The sequence below is a fragment of the Leptolyngbya sp. AN02str genome (genome assembly GCF_050565595.1).
Lineage (GTDB): Bacteria > Cyanobacteriota > Cyanobacteriia > Elainellales > Elainellaceae > Kaiparowitsia.
In genome coordinates, this window is sequence record NZ_JBNXVR010000009.1 from 1 (window position 1) to 17558 (window position 17558).

The 17558-nt window shown below is 50.6% G+C and carries 19 protein-coding genes; 14 read left to right on the forward strand and 5 right to left on the reverse strand.

Features of this window, described 5'->3' with window-relative positions; all coding sequences use genetic code 11:
* Nucleotides 1–240 precede the first annotated feature (240 nt).
* From ACQ4M4_RS08850 to ACQ4M4_RS08865, 4 genes are all read left to right on the forward strand, one after another.
* A complete protein-coding gene (locus tag ACQ4M4_RS08850) occupies nucleotides 241–945 on the forward strand; it encodes a rhomboid family intramembrane serine protease (RefSeq protein WP_430684125.1) in 705 nt (234 codons plus the stop codon).
* A 149-nt stretch (nucleotides 946–1094) separates the two neighbouring features.
* The gene (rpmI, locus tag ACQ4M4_RS08855) at nucleotides 1095–1292 is read left to right on the forward strand and encodes a 50S ribosomal protein L35 (protein WP_430684126.1); all 198 of its coding nucleotides are present in this window, start codon (nucleotides 1095–1097) and stop codon (nucleotides 1290–1292) included.
* A gap of 99 nt (nucleotides 1293–1391) precedes the next feature.
* A complete protein-coding gene (rplT, locus tag ACQ4M4_RS08860; RefSeq protein ID WP_430684127.1) occupies nucleotides 1392–1748 on the forward strand; it encodes a 50S ribosomal protein L20 in 357 nt (118 codons plus the stop codon).
* 4 nt (nucleotides 1749–1752) lie between these two features.
* Complete coding sequence (locus tag ACQ4M4_RS08865) at nucleotides 1753–2526, forward strand: transporter substrate-binding domain-containing protein (protein WP_430684128.1); 774 nt, start codon at nucleotides 1753–1755, stop codon at nucleotides 2524–2526.
* Between the two features lie 86 nt (nucleotides 2527–2612).
* Here ACQ4M4_RS08865 and ACQ4M4_RS08870 read toward each other — a convergent pair whose 3' ends face one another.
* From ACQ4M4_RS08870 to ACQ4M4_RS08880, 3 genes are all read right to left on the reverse strand, one after another.
* Entirely contained in the window at nucleotides 2613–2891 is a 279-nt protein-coding gene (locus ACQ4M4_RS08870) for a hypothetical protein (RefSeq protein ID WP_430684129.1), read from the reverse strand.
* 444 nt (nucleotides 2892–3335) lie between these two features.
* Nucleotides 3336–3872, reverse strand: coding sequence for a CPBP family glutamic-type intramembrane protease (locus ACQ4M4_RS08875; RefSeq protein ID WP_430684130.1), 537 nt, complete (start codon nucleotides 3870–3872; stop codon nucleotides 3336–3338).
* Entirely contained in the window at nucleotides 3869–4066 is a 198-nt protein-coding gene (locus ACQ4M4_RS08880; protein WP_430684131.1) for a hypothetical protein, read from the reverse strand. Before ACQ4M4_RS08880 ends, ACQ4M4_RS08875 begins: the two co-directional genes overlap by 4 nt.
* Before the next feature lie 577 nt (nucleotides 4067–4643).
* Here ACQ4M4_RS08880 and ACQ4M4_RS08885 point away from each other — a divergent pair.
* Nucleotides 4644–6296 (forward strand): hypothetical protein, encoded by a 1653-nt coding sequence (locus tag ACQ4M4_RS08885; RefSeq protein WP_430684132.1) that lies wholly within the window; start codon nucleotides 4644–4646, stop codon nucleotides 6294–6296.
* Nucleotides 6297–6590: 294 nt separating this feature from the next.
* On the opposite strand, the gene ACQ4M4_RS08890 is transcribed toward ACQ4M4_RS08885, so the two are convergent.
* Entirely contained in the window at nucleotides 6591–8456 is a 1866-nt protein-coding gene (locus ACQ4M4_RS08890) for an ABC transporter ATP-binding protein (RefSeq protein ID WP_430684133.1), read from the reverse strand.
* A gap of 655 nt (nucleotides 8457–9111) precedes the next feature.
* On the opposite strand from ACQ4M4_RS08890, the gene ACQ4M4_RS08895 reads away from it, so the two are divergent.
* The 3 genes from ACQ4M4_RS08895 (at nucleotide 9112) to ACQ4M4_RS08905 (ending at nucleotide 10405) form a co-directional block, all read left to right on the forward strand.
* A complete protein-coding gene (locus ACQ4M4_RS08895; RefSeq protein ID WP_430684134.1) occupies nucleotides 9112–9717 on the forward strand; it encodes a TetR/AcrR family transcriptional regulator in 606 nt (201 codons plus the stop codon).
* 106 nt (nucleotides 9718–9823) lie between these two features.
* Nucleotides 9824–10180, forward strand: coding sequence for a DUF2834 domain-containing protein (locus ACQ4M4_RS08900; RefSeq protein ID WP_430684135.1), 357 nt, complete (start codon nucleotides 9824–9826; stop codon nucleotides 10178–10180).
* Nucleotides 10181–10183: 3 nt separating this feature from the next.
* Nucleotides 10184–10405: a response regulator transcription factor gene (locus ACQ4M4_RS08905; RefSeq protein ID WP_430684136.1), complete on the forward strand. Its 222-nt coding sequence runs from the start codon at nucleotides 10184–10186 to the stop codon at nucleotides 10403–10405.
* Nucleotides 10406–10545: 140 nt separating this feature from the next.
* Here ACQ4M4_RS08905 and ACQ4M4_RS08910 read toward each other — a convergent pair whose 3' ends face one another.
* Nucleotides 10546–11301: a nuclease-related domain-containing protein gene (locus ACQ4M4_RS08910; protein WP_430684137.1), complete on the reverse strand. Its 756-nt coding sequence runs from the start codon at nucleotides 11299–11301 to the stop codon at nucleotides 10546–10548.
* Nucleotides 11302–11506: 205 nt separating this feature from the next.
* Between ACQ4M4_RS08910 and leuC the strand changes: the two genes are divergently transcribed.
* The 6 genes from leuC (at nucleotide 11507) to ACQ4M4_RS08940 (ending at nucleotide 17427) form a co-directional block, all read left to right on the forward strand.
* Nucleotides 11507–12910 (forward strand): 3-isopropylmalate dehydratase large subunit, encoded by a 1404-nt coding sequence (leuC, locus tag ACQ4M4_RS08915; RefSeq protein ID WP_430684138.1) that lies wholly within the window; start codon nucleotides 11507–11509, stop codon nucleotides 12908–12910.
* Nucleotides 12911–13306: 396 nt separating this feature from the next.
* Nucleotides 13307–13681: a hypothetical protein gene (locus ACQ4M4_RS08920; protein ID WP_430684139.1), complete on the forward strand. Its 375-nt coding sequence runs from the start codon at nucleotides 13307–13309 to the stop codon at nucleotides 13679–13681.
* Nucleotides 13682–13758: 77 nt separating this feature from the next.
* Complete coding sequence (locus ACQ4M4_RS08925) at nucleotides 13759–14442, forward strand: hypothetical protein (RefSeq protein WP_430684140.1); 684 nt, start codon at nucleotides 13759–13761, stop codon at nucleotides 14440–14442.
* 171 nt (nucleotides 14443–14613) lie between these two features.
* Complete coding sequence (locus tag ACQ4M4_RS08930; protein WP_430684141.1) at nucleotides 14614–14745, forward strand: hypothetical protein; 132 nt, start codon at nucleotides 14614–14616, stop codon at nucleotides 14743–14745.
* 612 nt (nucleotides 14746–15357) lie between these two features.
* Nucleotides 15358–16266, forward strand: coding sequence for a tRNA pseudouridine(55) synthase TruB (gene truB, locus ACQ4M4_RS08935; protein ID WP_430684142.1), 909 nt, complete (start codon nucleotides 15358–15360; stop codon nucleotides 16264–16266).
* Nucleotides 16267–16689: 423 nt separating this feature from the next.
* Nucleotides 16690–17427 (forward strand): HAD family hydrolase, encoded by a 738-nt coding sequence (locus tag ACQ4M4_RS08940; RefSeq protein WP_430684143.1) that lies wholly within the window; start codon nucleotides 16690–16692, stop codon nucleotides 17425–17427.
* Nucleotides 17428–17558: the final 131 nt, after the last annotated feature.

Consider the following 17558-nt stretch of genomic DNA (forward strand, 5'->3'; position numbering starts at 1 on the left):
TCAACCGATGGCAGCGGCAGTGGCGCGATCCTCAATGCGCCCTGGCTGCTGCTTAAGTTCTAGCGAATCCCAAGATTTAACCGTCTGTCTTCTTAAAACTCGTGAAATACTTTTTCAGCACGCCCTAAATAACTTTAGATAATTTAGATAAATTTATTTAGGCAAGAATATAGACGATAAAGTTTTCCCAATATTCATGCATTCATTTGCTTCTTTAATTTGTAATGAGGATGTGCCACGGTGGTTCCCATTCGCGATGACAATCCAACGAAGATTACGCCCTACGTCACTTATGTATTAATTCTGCTCAACGTCGCGGTATTTATTTACGAGCTGTCCCTAGCTCCACCCGAGCTCATGGAGTTTTTTCGAACATGGGCGATCATCCCTCGGCAGCTAACCGCGAGCTTTGAAGGAACTCTCTCAGCGCAGGTTTTGCCAGAATGGCTGACCTTGGTTACGTCGCAGTTTTTGCATGGTGGCTTTGCGCATGTTGCGGGTAACATGCTCTATCTCTGGATCTTTGGCAACAATGTTGAAGATAAGTTAGGCCATGGGCGGTTTATAGTTTTTTACTTGGCCTGTGGAGTCCTGGCTGGCTTGGCTCAGTGGTTTTTTTCATCGGGGTCAGATATTCCATCATTGGGGGCGAGTGGGGCGATCGCCGGAGTTATGGGAGCTTATATCTTGCGATTCCCTCAGGCAAAAATTTTGACCCTTGTGCCGCTTGGCATTGTTCTGCTGCCATTTCGAATTCCAGCCCTCTACTTTTTAGGATTTTGGTTTGTGATGCAGGCGTTGTCTAGTGTGGCGAGCTTGTCGGCTCCTATGGATGTGGGCATGAACTCTGGTGGAATTGCCTATTGGGCTCATGCCGGCGGTTTTGTATTTGGGGCTATTTTGGCACCACTGATGGGTTTGTTCCGTCGAGGCTCGGCTGCGTAGCTGGGTGACTTGCCCTGTCCCTAGCGATGGGGCTTGTGTATTTAGAGTTGAGCTGAACTGGTTAGATTTTTCTCTTTTGTCTTGTCGTTACTGCACGGGTGGTAGTAATATAAAAGACTGTGTCAATTAAGCAAGTTTAGAGCAGACCGATGCCCAAACTGAAGACTCGTAAAGCTGCTGCAAAACGTTTTCGTAAGACGGGTAGCGGCAAGATTGCTCGGCGTAAAGCATTTAAGAACCACCTCTTGCAACACAAGTCTCCGTTGCGCAAGCGTCGCCTTTCTAAGACGGCGATCGTCAATGAGCGCGATGCTGAGAATGTGGAGTTGATGCTGCCGTATTTGTAAGAAGCGGGCAGGAGCTGTGAGGTTCGATGGCTCTTTGGCTTAGCTTCTTAGGGTTAGATAAATCAGATTTCTTGGACTAGAACTAGAGGATAGTGAGCGATGACACGGGTTAAGCGCGGCAATGTTGCTCGAAAGCGCCGCAAAAAAATTCTGAAGCTAGCTAAAGGGTTTAGAGGTTCGCACTCTCGCCTGTTCCGCACAGCCAATCAGCAAGTGATGAAGGCTTTGCGCAATGCTTATCGCGATCGCCGTAAGCGCAAGCGTGATTTTCGTCGGTTGTGGATTACGCGTATCAACGCGGCGGCCCGCCAGAATGGTATGAGCTATAGCCAGCTAATTGGCAGCTTGAACAAGGCCAATATTCAAATCAACCGCAAGATGTTGGCTCAAATGGCGGTGCTCGATCCCACTAGCTTTGGCAAAGTGGTTGAGCTTGCCAGTCAGGCAAAGGGTTAGGTTTGTGCGCGGTCTGTTCTCGATAGTGTCGAGATGGGCGATCGCGCTCTCTATTCTCTCTGCTTCATCGCCAGTCCTCGCCGCCGATCTCGTTGAGATTCGGCAGCGAGGATTTTTAATTGTTGCAGTCAAGGATAATGTGCGGCCGCTAGGCTTTCGAGATAGCACTGGCGAACTTGCCGGAATGGAAATTGAAATTGCTCGCCGTTTGGCAACTGAACTATTGGGGCGTAGCGATGCAGTCGTATTTCAGCCAGTTTCCAATCAAGAGCGTATTTCAACATTGCTAGCAGATGAAGCCGACTTGGTAATTGCGCAGCTATCGATTACTGAGGGACGGGCTAGATTGGTGGATTTCAGTCAGGCTTACTATCTGGATCGCACGGCATTTGTAACGCGCCAACCTTCGCTTGGGCAGATCTCGCAGGTGAGACGAGGAAGAGTTGCGGTTCTTCAAAATTCCAGCACCGTGCAGTTGGTGCGATCGCGCCTACCCAATGCGCGTTTGGTTGAGGTGGCCTCTTACCAACAGGCAAAAGAGGTGTTGGATTTGGGACAGGCAGATGTGTTTGCGGCCGATTCCAGCGTTTTAACGGGATGGGTGCAGCAGTTTCCTACCTACCGCCTGTTGCCTGAACGATGGGCGGGTGAGCCTTTAGCGATCGCAATGCCGCGTGGTAGCCAATATCGAACATTGAGGCAGCAAGTGAATGCCGCAATTGATCAGTGGAAGCAAGATGGATGGCTTGCAGAGCAGATCGAAACTTGGGGATTATAAAATTTGCTTTGGCCAGGTCGGTGCGAATGACGAGTGCTAAGGGCTCAAAAGTTGCGCCTTGACATTTTGTACCCTGACATTGAGCGCTAACGTTTGGACCTTAGATTTTTCAGCAAAAAGAACGGTTTTACCGTAACTGCCAAGACAAGTGTGATGGACAGTGTCAGCACCAAAAATGCGATCGCAACCGCTTGTGCCAAAACAGACTCAGTTTCAGATTCAACAAACCCTGCAATATCTGTCATATCAGTTGTTGCAATACCAGAAGTTACGTCGGATGTTAACGGTTCGATTCCATTGCCATAACCCGGTTTTGTAGCCGTTCCCGAGCATCGCTGCTTTAACCACTGAACACTGCTTTGCATGGCTTGTTGTCTGGAGTATGTTCTATAGATAAAAACTATGGAACTCGGGTGTAGCATTTGTCTTTACTAACTAACTTTTCCGCAAATCCTTCTGTAGGGGGAGGACTGATAGAAACATTAATTGATTCTTTACATCTTATGGATATCAGTTGAAGCTCTCTTCACATTACGAAGTTTTTTTCTGGTGTCAGGACAAAACGTTGCTTTTCATTGCTTAGAGTTGCCAAGCAGGATTCCAGTACAGCACAACAGACCTTCTGCCGGAGTGGTCGTGTGCTGCCGCGCAACGATTCATGAAAGATTTAGCATTAAACAGCCATTCATGCAGAAGGTTTAATGATCCATATGACTATGAAGCTGGCGATCGCCGCTTGATCGATAAAGTTGAGTAGATCGAGTAAGCCTGGTTCGTCCATTTGGATGCGTTGACGTTGAATTGGGCCGTCAGCGCGAGTAGTAGCCCAGCTTTAGGTTTCCGCCCAATCCAACCAGCCACACAAACACCACAATCCAATGCATGAGAACAATGGGATAAATTGATCCGCTCAGTTGATACAAGCCGGTGAGGCCCAACCCCAAAAGGCTTGCCATGATTAAGAAAACGGGCGAGAGAAAGAGTGGGTAGGCTCGTTTATAAAGCGTGATGGCATTGAGCGGATGAGCCACGATAAAAACGGCCAGGCTAATGATGAGCCATAGCGTTTGGGCGGATGCACTTGCGCCTTCGCTGGGGTGGGGAATGATGAGAACTCGATACCCCAACTCTTCTAGCAATGCTGGTGCAAATAGCGTCATGAGCGCGGTTTGCCAAATTTGGTGGGGACTGTGATCTCGCCAGGTGGGAGTGAGGAGCTGGTAACGTACGCCAAGCAAAAGCGCGATCGCCGTAAACGCCACAAACACAGCTCCAGTGATAGCCCAGTCTTGCCAGGTGGGAATTGTGATGAAGGATTGAATGATTCGATTGAGCAGTAAGGTCATAAGATTGGGCGATCGCGAGTATTGGCCGCAAAGTGATGCTCACCGCAGGACTGAGAAGAATTATCGGCGGGCTCGTTGCGGCGTCGTTGAGAGTTCCAGACTAGTATCGCAGCCAATAAGATGATTAGGGCAAACACCCCGCCGCGAAATTGGCGTTTACGAGTGAGCAATCGGCCAGAAGATCTAGGTCTCACAGTCGGTATCCTATTGCAAAATGCTGTGATTGAACTTGGAATAAAGGATTGATGGAAAGAGATACGTTGATGAATTACAGATAGGGTGTTGCGATCGCCAGATGAGCGGTAGGAAACCCGAAAGCTTTGCTTTTCAAATGCATGGATCTGAAGAATAGACGATGACTAGATACCCAGTGATGGGGGAGCTAAATCAAACCTGGCATAACAAACAACGCGCCTGATCTATACAACAGAAGGGCTCTGGCCCATGAATATCCGTTTATGTTACTAAGGGAAATGCCATCGTTTCGGTTATCAATTTTTTCAAAAAAGATATTTAACTAAGTTTACACAAGCCACCACCAATATGAATTAAGAACAACAGTAAGAATACGGGAAAAACAGCGAATTCTAGCGCGTTCTATGAAAAATGATTTATGTATTTGGAGGTATTTTTTTAATCTCTACTCAAAGTTCTCGACAAATCCTCCTGTCATGCAGTTAACTTCATGAAGGCTTGACTAGGCATCTGCAGAATCATGCAATGTTGATTGATTTTGCTGGTGGCCTGGAGTTAGTTCAGAGGCTTGTGAGTATGAATATCGACTGCTTTGGGAGCCAGCCCGATGTGGGTGTGGTTCAGGCTGATACGCTGATGCCAAAACTAGTGAGCCAGCCTACTCAAACGGGTGCGTCGCTCAATTCGGATGTGGATGCTGCCGCATCGCTGGCGTTACCGCTAACCAGCACAGAAGACTCATTTGGGCAGATGGCCTCTTCATATGTGCAGAGTTTGGCCTCTAACCTTGGCAATCAGGTCGTTGCCAAGCTGACCAATCTAACGGGAGCAGATAGCTCTGTAGGGTCTGCGGAAACGGCAGACAGTCTACTTCAACAAGCTAGTGCTTCTGCTAGTACCCAAGTGCTAAAAGCTGCATTAGTTTCTCCTTTCCGAATTCAAGCGGAAGATATGCAGCTTGATACTTATCAAATCGAAGAATCGTCCGCTGCCAACAGCAACAAACTGATTAGCCTATTTACCGAAAAGGGCTGGAAAAAGACCGGAACAGCAACGAGTGTTTTTCAAGGACCGGAAGGAACCTACGATGTGGTACTGGGTTACTTTGATGAAAATGACGGCGTTGCCTCAATTGAAGCGAAGATTAATGGCAAATCGGTTAGCCAACTAAGTTTAGATAAAAACCTGTACTGGACGACCTCGGAGCGGAGCTTTACAACCGAGGCGATCGCCACCAAGGTTTATCTGAAACCGGGCGATACGCTTGAGCTCATTGGCAAAGAAACTCAGGGAGAATATGCCCGCATTGACTATGTGGAATTTGTGCCTGTTGCAGGAGCCAGCAAGCCACAACCCACCCAGCCAGATGTCAGCGTCGTTCCCAAAGATGAAGTTCCCGGTTCTACAGGTGGCTCTGGCGCATTGCCCACCGACAAAACGGACTCGGGCGACGGCACCCAAGGAGAAGTGACCGTGCCCGATGCTGCTCCACCCTCTAGCCCTGGCCCTGTGGTTTCCAACCCCTCGACGGGCGGCACCGTTAACTCCGTGCAAACCATTGCCGATGACATGACCTTGCCCCATGCAGGGCGTCCTAGTGGGGTGCCCGAGTTTTGGAGTTGGGGCAGCGGTCCCAATATGTACTTGGGCAACGACCCAGGGGAATTTAAGTCCATGACGGCCTGGGGACAACTGTACGAAGATGAAGCTGGAAATCCAGCGACGAACACTCGCGTGCAGCTTCAAGGAATGAAGTCGTACATTCTCAGTAAATCGACGGGTGAATGGCAACTCGTCCAGGAAAATGTCATTGAAGGGTCTGCCTTTTTGGAAACTTATGCGGACAACGTCAACACGCCACCCGATCTTCAATTTGAAGAAGATGGTACGGTTTCGGTGACCGCTGGCGATGGCTATAACTTCCATTTCTGGCCGAAGGGCACACGTCCTACTATTGACCCAGATGATATTGCGGGTGTATTTACCACGGTGCAGGCACGGTTGATTGTGGATGACGCCAATAAGCCCGACGATCGCGCATCGGCGAAGTATTTGCTCAGTATGGGTGGAGACTATTGGCTGGATGAAACCGGCGGTTGGGATGACTTTAAAACCAATGGTGGTATTGCAATTGGGCGATTTAAGTATGTGACATCCAATTGGCAAGCGTTCAATATGAGTACGCTAACCGCAGAGCAACTGCAAGACAATCCACCTCCCATGGATTAATCATGTTCGGTGATCTTCCTCTAGCAATCGAATAGATTGCTTCTCTCAAGCGTGAGAGAAAGGAAATCAGTGAAAGCCTAAGCAAACCTGAGTTTTGAATAAGCGGAAGTGCCCATTTTTGCGTGCGCGTCGCGCACACAAAAATGGGCTTTTCTGAGGGTTGCGCGTCGCGCAACCCTCAGAAAAGCCCTTAACCGAAACTGACGTTAAGCCAGAAGCCCGTGCGGGGTTCACACGGGCTTCTGGCATTGGACTGGGAAGCGAAAAAGCTGATGTCTGCAACCGATTTGCGGCTTACGCTTCTAGCATTTGCAGGCGGTAAAGACTGGCGTAGAGACCGTTGTGTGCCAGCAGTTCTTCGTGGCTTCCTTGTTCGACTAGTGAGCCCTGTTTCAAGACCAAAATGCGATCGACGCTGCGAATGGTGGACAGGCGATGCGCGATGACAATGGCGGTGCGATCGCTCAACAAGGTTTCCAATGCTTCTTGAATGAGAGACTCGGTGACCACATCTAAGTTTGCAGTGGCCTCATCCAGCACCAAAATACCAGGGTTGCGGATGGCTGCCCGAGCAAAGGCCAACAGCTGCTTCTGCCCACCTGAAATGTTCGCGCCCCGTTGGCGTAGTTCAGTTTTGTACCCTTGGGGCAACTGTTCAATAAACGAGGCAACATTGGTTTGCTCGGCGGCACGCTGAACCTCGGCCATGGTGTAGTTTTCGCCAAGGGTAATGTTGCTACGCACATCGCCAGCAAAGATGAACCCATCTTGCAAAATAACCGTCATGCGGCGACGCAGCTCGGTTTGGGGCAAGTCGCGAATATCTACGCCATCCAGTAAGATGCGCCCTTCGGTTACATCGTACAGGCGGCAGAGTACGCGAATGATCGAGCTTTTGCCAGCTCCAGTAGGGCCAACGAGCGCCACTTTTTCGCCAGGACGAATCGTAAAGCTAAGGTTGCGCAGAACGAGTTCGTCTGGTTTGTAGCCGAAGGAAACGTTATCGAAGCAGATTTCGCCAGGAACGTTGAAACTGGCGATCGCATTCTCTTGAGTGGCCGCAGCAACTGCCGGAAAGCCTCCCGCCTGAACCGTTGCAGCCAAAGCCGGATCGCGAATTTCGATCGGCTCAGTCAGGATATCGCTAATGCGTTCGAGGGCCGTAAACCCTGCCTGGATAGAGGTAAACTGCTCGGCAAACTCACGCAATGGATCAAACAAACGCTGCGCATACAAAATAAACGAAGCCAAAATTCCAAAGCTGAGGGCATCGCGAAGCACTAGCGTACCGCCTAACCACAGCACAGCGGCGATCGCCACTAGCGAAATCCACTCCAGCGTGGCCGATACCGACGAATCAAAGAAAATGGTGCGATCGACTTCGTTGACGTAGCGGCGGTTAATTTTGTTGAAGAGTTGGGAATTGAACTGTTCGCGGCGGAACAACTGCACCACACTCACTCCCACAATGTTTTCTTGTAGGGTGGCATTCAGCGCCGACAGCTCCTCGCGGGCGCGATAGTTGGCCTGACGGTACTCCCGCTGAAAGTAAATAACCAACACAGTGATGGGAATCAACATGCCCAACAGCATGAGAGCGAGTTGCCACTGCAAGACAAACATGGTGATGGCAATCACCACCAGCGAAAATAAATTCCCAATAATGCCGATTGCGCCTGTGGAAAACACATCTCCTAGAGCATCCACATCGCTTGTGAGACGGGTAATCAGCTTGCCTACAGGGGTGCGGTCAAAAAAGCGAACCGCTAGGGAGGTGACATGGACGAACAAGTCGTTGCGAATATCAGCCGTAATCTGTTGCCCCACCTTTTGTACCAAAAAGCCCTGAAACCCGTCTAACGCTAGGCGAACCACAATGGTAATGAACAACAGAATTGCTAGCAGATTGAGACCTGCTCGCAGCCCCATACCCTGTAAAAAAAAGATGACGGGCTCATTGCGAATGAGCGAAATCGCTTGCCCAACCAAAATGGGTTGCAGTGCCTCACCAATGGAAACGGGGATCAAGAGAACTAGGGCGATCGCCAGTGTTTTTCGATGGCGCATGGCATAGGGAACTAGCATTTTCAGCAATCGCCAGTCGGTGGGGCGAGGGCGACGCGGCTTGCGTTCCTGATCATCGAATGAGGCAACGGTCATGGTTCTCAGGGCACAGAAGACAGCTTTTCAACTGTAGCGTAGAGCGAGGATAGTGCGCTGATGCGGGGTGCAAGCGCACTATCCCCGCTCCCAAGTTCTATGAATACCTGAGTTTTGGATAAGCTGAAGTGCCCATTTTTGCGAGCGCGACGCGCTCGCAAAAATGGGCTTTTCTGAGGTTTGCGCGTCGCGCAAACCTCAGAAAAGCCCTTAACCGAAACTGACGTTATGAATCTGCCGGCTTGAAGCTTGGGGTACAGCGCGTAGAAATTTCTCTCATACTTAGCCATGGTGCTGTACGGGTTCGCCGCAAGGGAGGCAAAGCGAGCAGGAATGGTCAAAATGTCAGGATTTGTGGATACTTCTGCCAATTGACTTGACAGTCTTTGCATTCATGAAGAAAATTAAAACATCGTTTTATAACAAATGTTCGATATAAATTCTGCCCCATGCACCATGTTTGCGGCAGGGCTGCTCCCGCTCCATCATGGATGGACAAAAGACGATTGTTTGGTTAACAAACAGTTAAATTTTGCGAAGATGGAAGCCGTAACCCTTGAGTGAGTGCGATTTCGCTTGGGTTGTAGAGCAATGCTGACTCGATGCATTGCTGAGTTGCTTTTTCCCTCGGCCGCTGCCGACGCCTGAACTCGTTATGCCTAAAATTGTTGACCACGATCAGTACCGCAAAGAGCTGTTGAATAAGTGTTTTAATTTGTTTGCAGAAAAAGGGTACGCCGCAATTACGATGCGTCAAATTGCGGAAGGGTTACAAGTTTCGACAGGAACGCTCTATCACTACTTTCCCAATAAGGAGGCGTTGTTTGAACAGGTTGTGGAGGAGTTGGCGCAGCGAGATATTTTGCAAGCAAAAGCCGAAGTAGATAGTGGGCAAACATTGGGCGATCGCCTTCACATTTTGTTTTCCTACTTCGAGCGCAACCGAGACCACTTTTTTAAGCAAATGCTGTTGTGTGTTGACTTTCATCAGCACCTTCAGCGAGAGGGCGCTGAACCTAGCGATTCGATGAAGGGCGTGTCAGAACGCATTGAAAAGTCCATCACCAATTTAACGACAGGACTATTGGGTGTGAACGATCCGCACTTGGTCAGTTTTTTGATGACCTTTATTGATGGCCTGATGTTGTCTCAAATGTATGGCTGCAAACCGGTTGATTTTGCGGCTCAGGCTCAGCTTTTAACGAATCTGCTAGAGGCGTACCTCGAAAAACGCGCCCAAGAGGAGCTTTTGCTTTCCTAGGCACATTGTGGTTGACAAGATTGTAGTATTTTTGTATTAGTCTGCTGGGGGGGTTCGTGTTCATTGCTCTGTTTTATAACGAATGTCCGATATAAGGAGAGAAGCAATGGTTCAGGCAGTCTATTTGATCCTCTGTGTGGTTGGTGCAGCACTGCCCTATTCCCAGTTCATTCCGTTTCTGGTGGAGCATGGGGCTAATCTTTCCCTGTTTTTGCAGTATTTGTTCGCGAATCGCATCTCAAGCTTTTTTGGCTGGGATGTGGTGATCTCGGCCATGGCACTGCTGGTGTTTGCTGCAATTGAAGGACGACGCTTGCAGATGCGAAATCTTTGGATTTACGGTGTCGCTACGTTGCTTGTTGGAGTGTCGTTTGGGTTGCCGTTGTTTTTGTGGATGCGGGAACGCCAGCTTGCGCTGACAACGAATTCTGCGATTAGTTACTCATCGATTCAGGAGGCATAAAGTATGGCGCGATCGCTCACCCCTAACCAATCTCGGCAATTATCAGAACGGGAGCTAGAAGTTCTGAATTTATTGGTAGAAGGACGCAGTAATCCTGAAATTGCAGCGGCTTTATACCTGAGCCCCAACACGGTGAAAACCCATGTTAAAAGCATTATGAATAAGTTTGGTGTGAATGACCGAGTTCAAACAGCCGTGTTTGCCCTGCGGAACGGCTTTGTGTAAGGGGTTTTGGATGACTAGCGATTGCCGTGTGATTGCGAATGCGATCGCACGGTATCCTCTATCTCTTAGGCTACTTGTATGGGATGGTGAACGCTTGCAATAGAATGCCTCGATCTGGATTAAGAACGAGAAAATGAACGTTAGGGAGATGGGCGACGACTCGGTTTTTGTACCTTCGGGCGATCACTCTTGTCTGTTCGTTTGATGGGTTTTTTCTTGGCGTCGTAGCGGCTTTTATTATCTAAGTATTGCAAGTAGCCCACGAGCTTGTTTTGCCCAACGACATACACATTCGTGACCGGCTGAGTTTTAATATCCACAACTGCATGCGAAAACGCCACAATTGGGGTCACATATCCCAAATTCTTGATTTGTTTGATGGCGATCGCTTGTTGCCGCGCTTGATGCAAAAAGTTTTTTTGAAATGGCCGACGTCTTTTGTTTTCCGGCGTGTGGAATAAATAGTTGCCGTTGCTTTGCACCAATCCCGCGTGAGACTTTACTTCAACTACATAGCCACGACCGTTAGGGGAAAGAAGAAATGCATCCACATCCCCTAGCTTTGCAATATAGGAGCCGTATTCGATTTGCCAGCCTTGATGTTTTAGCGGCTCTAGGATCGCTGCGATCGCTTCTTCACCCGTTGCGCCTTGCTCGTTGCGTCTGGCGCGATCGCGTAGCTTCGCAACCTCTCGCCAGCCAAACATAATAGGAAGCGGAACACATGCATAGGCGAGCGGGGATAAACCAAAACCAAAACTCTGGCCAAACAGTTGAACAAGCAGCAAAACCATCAAAATGGCAGCGGAGAGTTTTACCAAAGCCAACAACATTTGATGCGCTTGCTCGTGATACGCCTGAGCCCGACTGCGAACGTATTCCCCTGGTTTTGGCATTGTGATGTTTCCTGCTGTGGATCTCAGGATTCCCATTCTGCCGTTTAAACGCTGCAAGCAACCGCTGCACTTTATTGCCAATAGCTTCACAATGAATGGCCTTAAACGGGTGTCTCAATTCGCTAACAAAGTCGCGCAAAAATTTAGCTAAGATGGGAGACTGAACTCGCTTCAAATCCTTTTGAGAGAATTATTATCCAGGGCTATGAGCAAAGGCACGCTGTTTGACAAAGTTTGGGATTTGCATACGGTCGGTACCCTTCCGTCGGGGCAAACGCAACTATTTATTGGGCTGCACCTTATTCACGAAGTCACCAGTCCTCAAGCCTTTGCTATGCTGCGCGATCGCAATCTAAAGGTGATGTTTCCTGATCGCACGGTTGCCACCGTCGATCACATCGTTCCCACCGATAGTCAGGCGCGTCCCTTCATCGATTCCCTGGCTGAAGAAATGATGCAAGAGCTAGAGCGCAATTGCAAAGATAACAACATTCGCTTTTACAACATTGGCTCGGGAAGCCAAGGCATTGTGCATGTGATTGCGCCAGAACAGGGGCTCACCCAACCCGGCATGACCATTGCCTGCGGAGACAGCCACACCTCCACCCACGGAGCCTTTGGGGCGATCGCTTTTGGCATTGGCACCAGCCAAGTGCGCGACGTGTTGGCCTCGCAAACGTTGGCCTTGGCCAAGCTCAAAGTTCGCAAAGTAGAAGTTAACGGTACGCTCAAACCCGGAGTGTACGCCAAAGATGTGATTCTCCATATCATTCGTAAGCTGGGTGTAAAAGGCGGGGTGGGCTATGCCTATGAGTACGCAGGCACCACCTTTGAGCACATGAGCATGGAAGAGCGCATGACCGTGTGCAACATGGCGATCGAAGGCGGCGCTCGCTGCGGCTATGTCAATCCCGATGCGGTCACGTTTGAGTATTTGAAAGGTCGTGACTTTGCACCGACCGGGGCAGATTGGGGCAAAGCGGTGGAATGGTGGACCAGCTTGCGTAGCGATGCTGATGCGGAATACGACGATGTGGTGGTGTTCGATGCAGCAGACATTGAACCGACCGTGACGTGGGGGATTACCCCTGGACAAGGCATTGGCGTGAGCGAAGCTGTGCCAACGGCCGATTCCTGGGCTGAAGAAGACCGAGTGCTAGCGCAGGAAGCTTATAGCTACATGGATTTGGCTCCGGGCGCTCCCATTAAAGGCACCAAGATCGACGTGTGCTTTATCGGGAGCTGCACCAACGGGCGCATTAGCGATTTGCGCGAGGCGGCCAAGGTGGCCAAGGGTCGCCATGTGGCTGACGGCATCAAAGCTTTTGTGGTGCCTGGGTCGGAGCGAGTTAAGCAGCAGGCTGAGTCGGAAGGGTTGGATAAAATCTTTGAAGCGGCGGGGTTTGAGTGGCGCAATGCAGGCTGCTCGATGTGTCTGGCTATGAACCCCGATAAGCTGGTGGGTCAGCAAATTAGCGCTTCCTCTTCCAACCGTAACTTTAAGGGACGGCAGGGCTCGTCCTCTGGCCGAACGCTGCTCATGAGTCCGGCGATGGTGGCGGCAGCAGCGATTAAGGGCCAAGTTACCGATGTGCGTGAACTCCTGTAGCGATCGGACGTTGAACTGCTCATAACACGGCTGACAATGGGTTTATCCCGACATTAAAGCTGGGAGGTTGTCCACAACAGGTGGATATGCGGCGCGATTTTTGATGTCCTGCTGGAGGGTCGCCGTTGGCGCTGATGAATCGGTGGCTTTCCAGCCTGGCACATGCTCCACACTTGGCTTGAGGTCATGTCAGTTGTGGATAAGCGGAAGTTCTCATTTTGGCGCGCCCAACACGCACACCAAAGTAGGCTTTTTTGAGGGTTGTGCACCGCGCAATCCTCACAACCAATTCTTCAAGTGTTTTGATCTGTATCTGAACGCGGATTTGCCAGAGCTACAGCTCTATTCTGGAAGTGGATAGGGAATGTTTGCCAAACCATGATTGGAGGTTGCTTTATGCTGACCCGGTGGTTGGTTCATTCAGTACTTCCTTGGGTGGTGATTGCCGCAGGGTTTGCTCTGGAAGTCGGGGGCTTGCAGTGTTCCTCAACGCGACAGTCGAGACGCGAGCCAACAGAAGAAATTCAGCGCGATCGCCCACTCCTAGAACAGGTTGCTTTACAGAAAATTCAGCATTTGGAATCGTTGGCTTGGCGATCGCCATTGGCGCATTCAACTACGCTGCCGTTTGGTTATGTAGGCGGCTACATTTTGGTTTCAGCCGATCTGCAAAATACAGGTGCAACCAAAACGGTGCTGCTCGATTTAGGCTCGTTTATTTGTATCGTGCTAGCTGTGTCTTTATGCAGCGGATTGAGGTGCATCGATTGATAAATGCCAATTTGAGAAATTGAGCCAATCCATGGTGTAGAGACTAATAGTACGTTGCAAACACCCCCTAATTGCATATGAAATTGAGTCATTGGACTGATCGATTACTTCTGTCTGGCTTGGTTGTGGCGATCGCTGCCTGTAGTGCCCCTCCCTCCAATTCCACTGCACCTCAGCCAAGCGCTTCTCCCTCTTCTCCTCCTGCTGCCGCTGCTGATTCTGGCAGAGATGCCCAGCCAGTTGCGAGTGCTCCCGCTGCAAGCCCATCGCCTGCGCCAACGGTCTCCTCATCACGGCCCAAAACCGAATTCCAGCCCGATCCCGACAATCCTGACCTGTTCCGCGATGTGATCCCCACGGAGCCCATTCCAGCAACCGGACGGCTGACCGTACGCGGCGACTTGCGCCAAGCAGATGAATCCCTCCTGTTTGCTCAATGTCCAAGTGATAGTGCCCCCTATGCGATCGCGGCGAGTGGCAACTATCGAATTCAAATTTGCTCGGCTGAGTACGATCCCTGGCAGCCCAAGTACTACATTGGCCAAACCCATGATGGAACCGAAGAACTTAAAATTACCAGCACCAACCCCGACGAAGCGCGGCAGCTAATTTTCCAAAATGGTGGCTATGTATACAACCTATATCGCGATGGGGGCCAGCCTGACATGCTCAATGCCTACTTAGAGGTGTACACTCCTGAAGGCAAAATCTACGCTGAAGCATTGCACTACATCTACGAACGGCAAGACATGCCGCAATAGGGTCGCCAACCGTTGCCGTTGCCTCCAAAAGGGCGCTCGAAAGGGTAGATGAGCGATCGCTACACAAAACTTAATGACAGTGCTAGGGTTGATTTGCAGCAAGTAGTTTGTGGAGTATTTTCGGGAATGAATCCTCAAATCAGAGAACGGTTGCTAATGGGACTTCTCTGTGTGGCTTCTGTATCTGGAACCTTGATGTTATTTGGAAGTGTGCCCCTTGTGGCGCGGGTTGCGGCCAGTCTGGAACATGCCTTGCCTTATCGCGCCTCATCCACCACTCAGGGCCATCCTAAGGGGCTCTAGTGGCTTTGCCTGGGTTAAATTTGAATCTTTTGCGAAACCATCTGTGGTTTTTCTGGAACCTCTTTCGTCTGCAATGCTATGAAAGCGAGTTCAGAAACCTGATCCACCATGAGTTTCGGTCGTGAGTTTTGATTCTGGGCTTTTCTAGAGGGTGCGCGCCGTGTAACCTCTAGAAAAGCCAACTTTGGGGTACACAACGGACCGAAAAACTGAGTGCGTTGGCTTATCTAAACCAACGTTAACCAGAAGCCTTAAAGTTCTCTACAGCGGTGCAACTTCTGCTGGTTTACGCTTGTGCGATCGCCGTGACGCTGTGCGGTTGTCTGCGCCAGGGGCTTGCCTGGCTCTTGCAGCCGTTTTTTTGCAGGACTGACGCAGTTGAATGATCTTTCGTATGAAGTGCGTAAGCCCTATTGGGGTTCGCATTATCTGTTTGGCGATACGGGTTCAGCCTATGTTCAGCGGTGCCGCTTTTCGGTAGGATGTCGGGGGCGAGTTTACCAGATACGAGATGGCTGTTGGTACTGGTGACGGACTTGCTGAACTTCTGGCTTGGTCAGAAGTTGCCAATCTCTTGCCCAATTCACGAATGCAATTGCTGTAGATGCTGCTGTGGATGGATTTTTGAATTTGAATAAGCCAGCCGGACTCACCTCGCATGATTGTGTGGCGCGAGTGCGGCGATCGCTCAAAATGAAGCGAGTGGGCCATGCCGGAACACTAGACCCGGCAGCAACAGGCGTATTGCCCATGGCGGTAGGACGCGCCACGAGGCTGCTACAATTTTTGCCATCTGATAAGGCATACCGTGCTGTAGTGCGCTTTGGCGTGCAAACCACGACAGATGATTTAGAAGGCGATGTGTTGTTGCAGGCTCCGGCCCCTTGGCTCACGCTGGAGGCTGTACAAACTGTACTGTCTCAATTTGAGGGAACGATCCAGCAAATTCCGCCTCGCTACAGTGCGATTCAGGTTGGGGGTAAGCGGTTGTACGACTTGGCTCGGGCTGGCGAAGCGGTGGATGTGCCCGTGCGGACTGTGGTCGTGCACGGCATTGAGGTGTTGGGCTGGCAAAGGGGCGATTTTCCCGAACTGGAGGTGGCGATCGCCTGTGGATCGGGCACCTATATTCGCTCTATTGCCCGTGACTTGGGCGATCAGCTCAAAACCGGAGCAACGTTAGCCTCACTCTTGCGAACCCACAGCAGCGGCTTTGACCTGGACCACAGCCTGTCGTTAGACGATTTGCAAACTCAAGCCGCAGATGCGATCGCCCAGTCCTCCACATCGCCCAGCTTCCTCACGCAGCCAGCCCTGGCTTTGGCCCACCTGCCTAGCATTTCCCTTGCAGACTCGGAGACCCAGGCATGGCTTCAAGGCAAACGCCTATCGCTTCCTACACCACCCATGTTTATGGATGAGCAACCCCTCTGCATCATTGGTCCAAACGATACCTTTCTCGGCATTGGCCGCTACTCCACCGATACTCACTTGCTTATCCCTTGGGTCGTTTGGAACTAAACTTCTGGATTAGGACTGACGCAGTTGAATGATTTGTGGAGCGCTTAGCGCTCCACAAATCATTCAATCCCCTGGTTTTTCGGATGAAGTGCGTAAGCCCTAGGGATCTCAACTTCTGACTCTCTAGCCAAGTTCCTGCTCCGAGGGACTTCCCCCCTGCTAACTGATTTTCGCTGGCATAGCGTCATCTAAAACCAGTTGTCCCCCGCTTCCTGGGGGGCTCGACTCCCCCAGTCCCCCGCAAGGGGTTGACCGCTCAATGCCAATCCGCCCACCGGGTTAGGGCTGGGGCAACGTCGCAAACAGCCGCGAATTGGGCTAGCCGTCCGCCCCATCGAACCGGGGCCGCTGTCTCCATCCTCATCCCTACGCCCTCTATACCCTAGCCTCTAGTACCCAAATCTTAATTTCTTTCCGACTCCTATGCTTCCACCTACCATTCGCCTCATTGCCACTGATATGGACGGAACCCTAACCTGTGAGGGCAAATTTTCGTCTCGGCTGCTTCATGAGTTGGAACAGCTAGCTGCGGCACAGATTCCAGTTGTGATTGTGACGGGGCGGTCGGCTGGTTGGGTAGAGTCGGTTGCCCACTATCTGCCGGTGGCGGGAGCGATCGCCGAAAATGGGGGACTGTTCTACACGGCCAATGCTGCTCAGCACGAACTGTTGGTGCCACTGCCTTCGTTCGAAGCCCATCGTGCCAAGCTGGCGCATATGTTTGCTGAATTGCAGCAGCGGTTTCCCCATCTTGTCGAATCGAGCGATAACCGGTTTCGCATCACCGACTGGACTTTTGATGTGACAGACTTGAGTGTAGAAGACCTGAACTGGATGAACGATCACTGTCAGCAGTTGGGATGGGGCTTTACCTACAGCACGGTGCAGTGCCATATTCGGCCATTGGCTCAAGATAAAGCAATCGCTTTGCAGCATGTGTTGCACAGGTACTATCCCGACCTTACCTCTCAGCAGGTCGTCACCGTTGGCGATAGCCCCAACGACCAAAGCTTGTTTAATCCTGAGATGTTTCCCTATTCGGTTGGGGTGGCCAATGTGCGTCATTACCTTGCTCAGCTTTCCTTTGCTCCAGCTCACATTACTGCTGCTGCTGAGGTGGATGGCTTTTGTGAAGTGATGCAGCAGGTGCTCGCTCAGTGATGAATTTTGCTGGTGGTTCGATGACCATTGAAGTTAAATAAAATCGAGACATTCGGCCCATCTTCCGAAAACCAGTCAGAATTGATGGTATTTCCGCTTAGTGGCGTTGCATTGAGTTTGTTTGCCCATTT

Bases quoted from the DNA above. Each gene is read 5' to 3' on its own strand.
- rpmI (WP_430684126.1), top strand. From the start codon at position 1,095: ATGCCCAAACTGAAGACTCGTAAAGCTGCTGCAAAACGTTTTCGTAAG.
- leuC (WP_430684138.1), top strand. From the start codon at position 11,507: ATGAGCAAAGGCACGCTGTTTGACAAAGTTTGGGATTTGCATACGGTC.
- ACQ4M4_RS08900 (WP_430684135.1), top strand. From the start codon at position 9,824: ATGGTTCAGGCAGTCTATTTGATCCTCTGTGTGGTTGGTGCAGCACTG.
- ACQ4M4_RS08940 (WP_430684143.1), top strand. From the start codon at position 16,690: ATGCTTCCACCTACCATTCGCCTCATTGCCACTGATATGGACGGAACC.
- rplT (WP_430684127.1), top strand. From the start codon at position 1,392: ATGACACGGGTTAAGCGCGGCAATGTTGCTCGAAAGCGCCGCAAAAAA.
- ACQ4M4_RS08925 (WP_430684140.1), top strand. From the start codon at position 13,759: ATGAAATTGAGTCATTGGACTGATCGATTACTTCTGTCTGGCTTGGTT.
- ACQ4M4_RS08870 (WP_430684129.1), bottom strand. From the start codon at position 2,891: ATGCAAAGCAGTGTTCAGTGGTTAAAGCAGCGATGCTCGGGAACGGCT.
- ACQ4M4_RS08875 (WP_430684130.1), bottom strand. From the start codon at position 3,872: ATGACCTTACTGCTCAATCGAATCATTCAATCCTTCATCACAATTCCC.
- ACQ4M4_RS08890 (WP_430684133.1), bottom strand. From the start codon at position 8,456: ATGACCGTTGCCTCATTCGATGATCAGGAACGCAAGCCGCGTCGCCCT.
- ACQ4M4_RS08920 (WP_430684139.1), top strand. From the start codon at position 13,307: ATGCTGACCCGGTGGTTGGTTCATTCAGTACTTCCTTGGGTGGTGATT.
- ACQ4M4_RS08895 (WP_430684134.1), top strand. From the start codon at position 9,112: ATGCCTAAAATTGTTGACCACGATCAGTACCGCAAAGAGCTGTTGAAT.
- ACQ4M4_RS08910 (WP_430684137.1), bottom strand. From the start codon at position 11,301: ATGCCAAAACCAGGGGAATACGTTCGCAGTCGGGCTCAGGCGTATCAC.
- ACQ4M4_RS08885 (WP_430684132.1), top strand. From the start codon at position 4,644: ATGAATATCGACTGCTTTGGGAGCCAGCCCGATGTGGGTGTGGTTCAG.
- ACQ4M4_RS08905 (WP_430684136.1), top strand. From the start codon at position 10,184: ATGGCGCGATCGCTCACCCCTAACCAATCTCGGCAATTATCAGAACGG.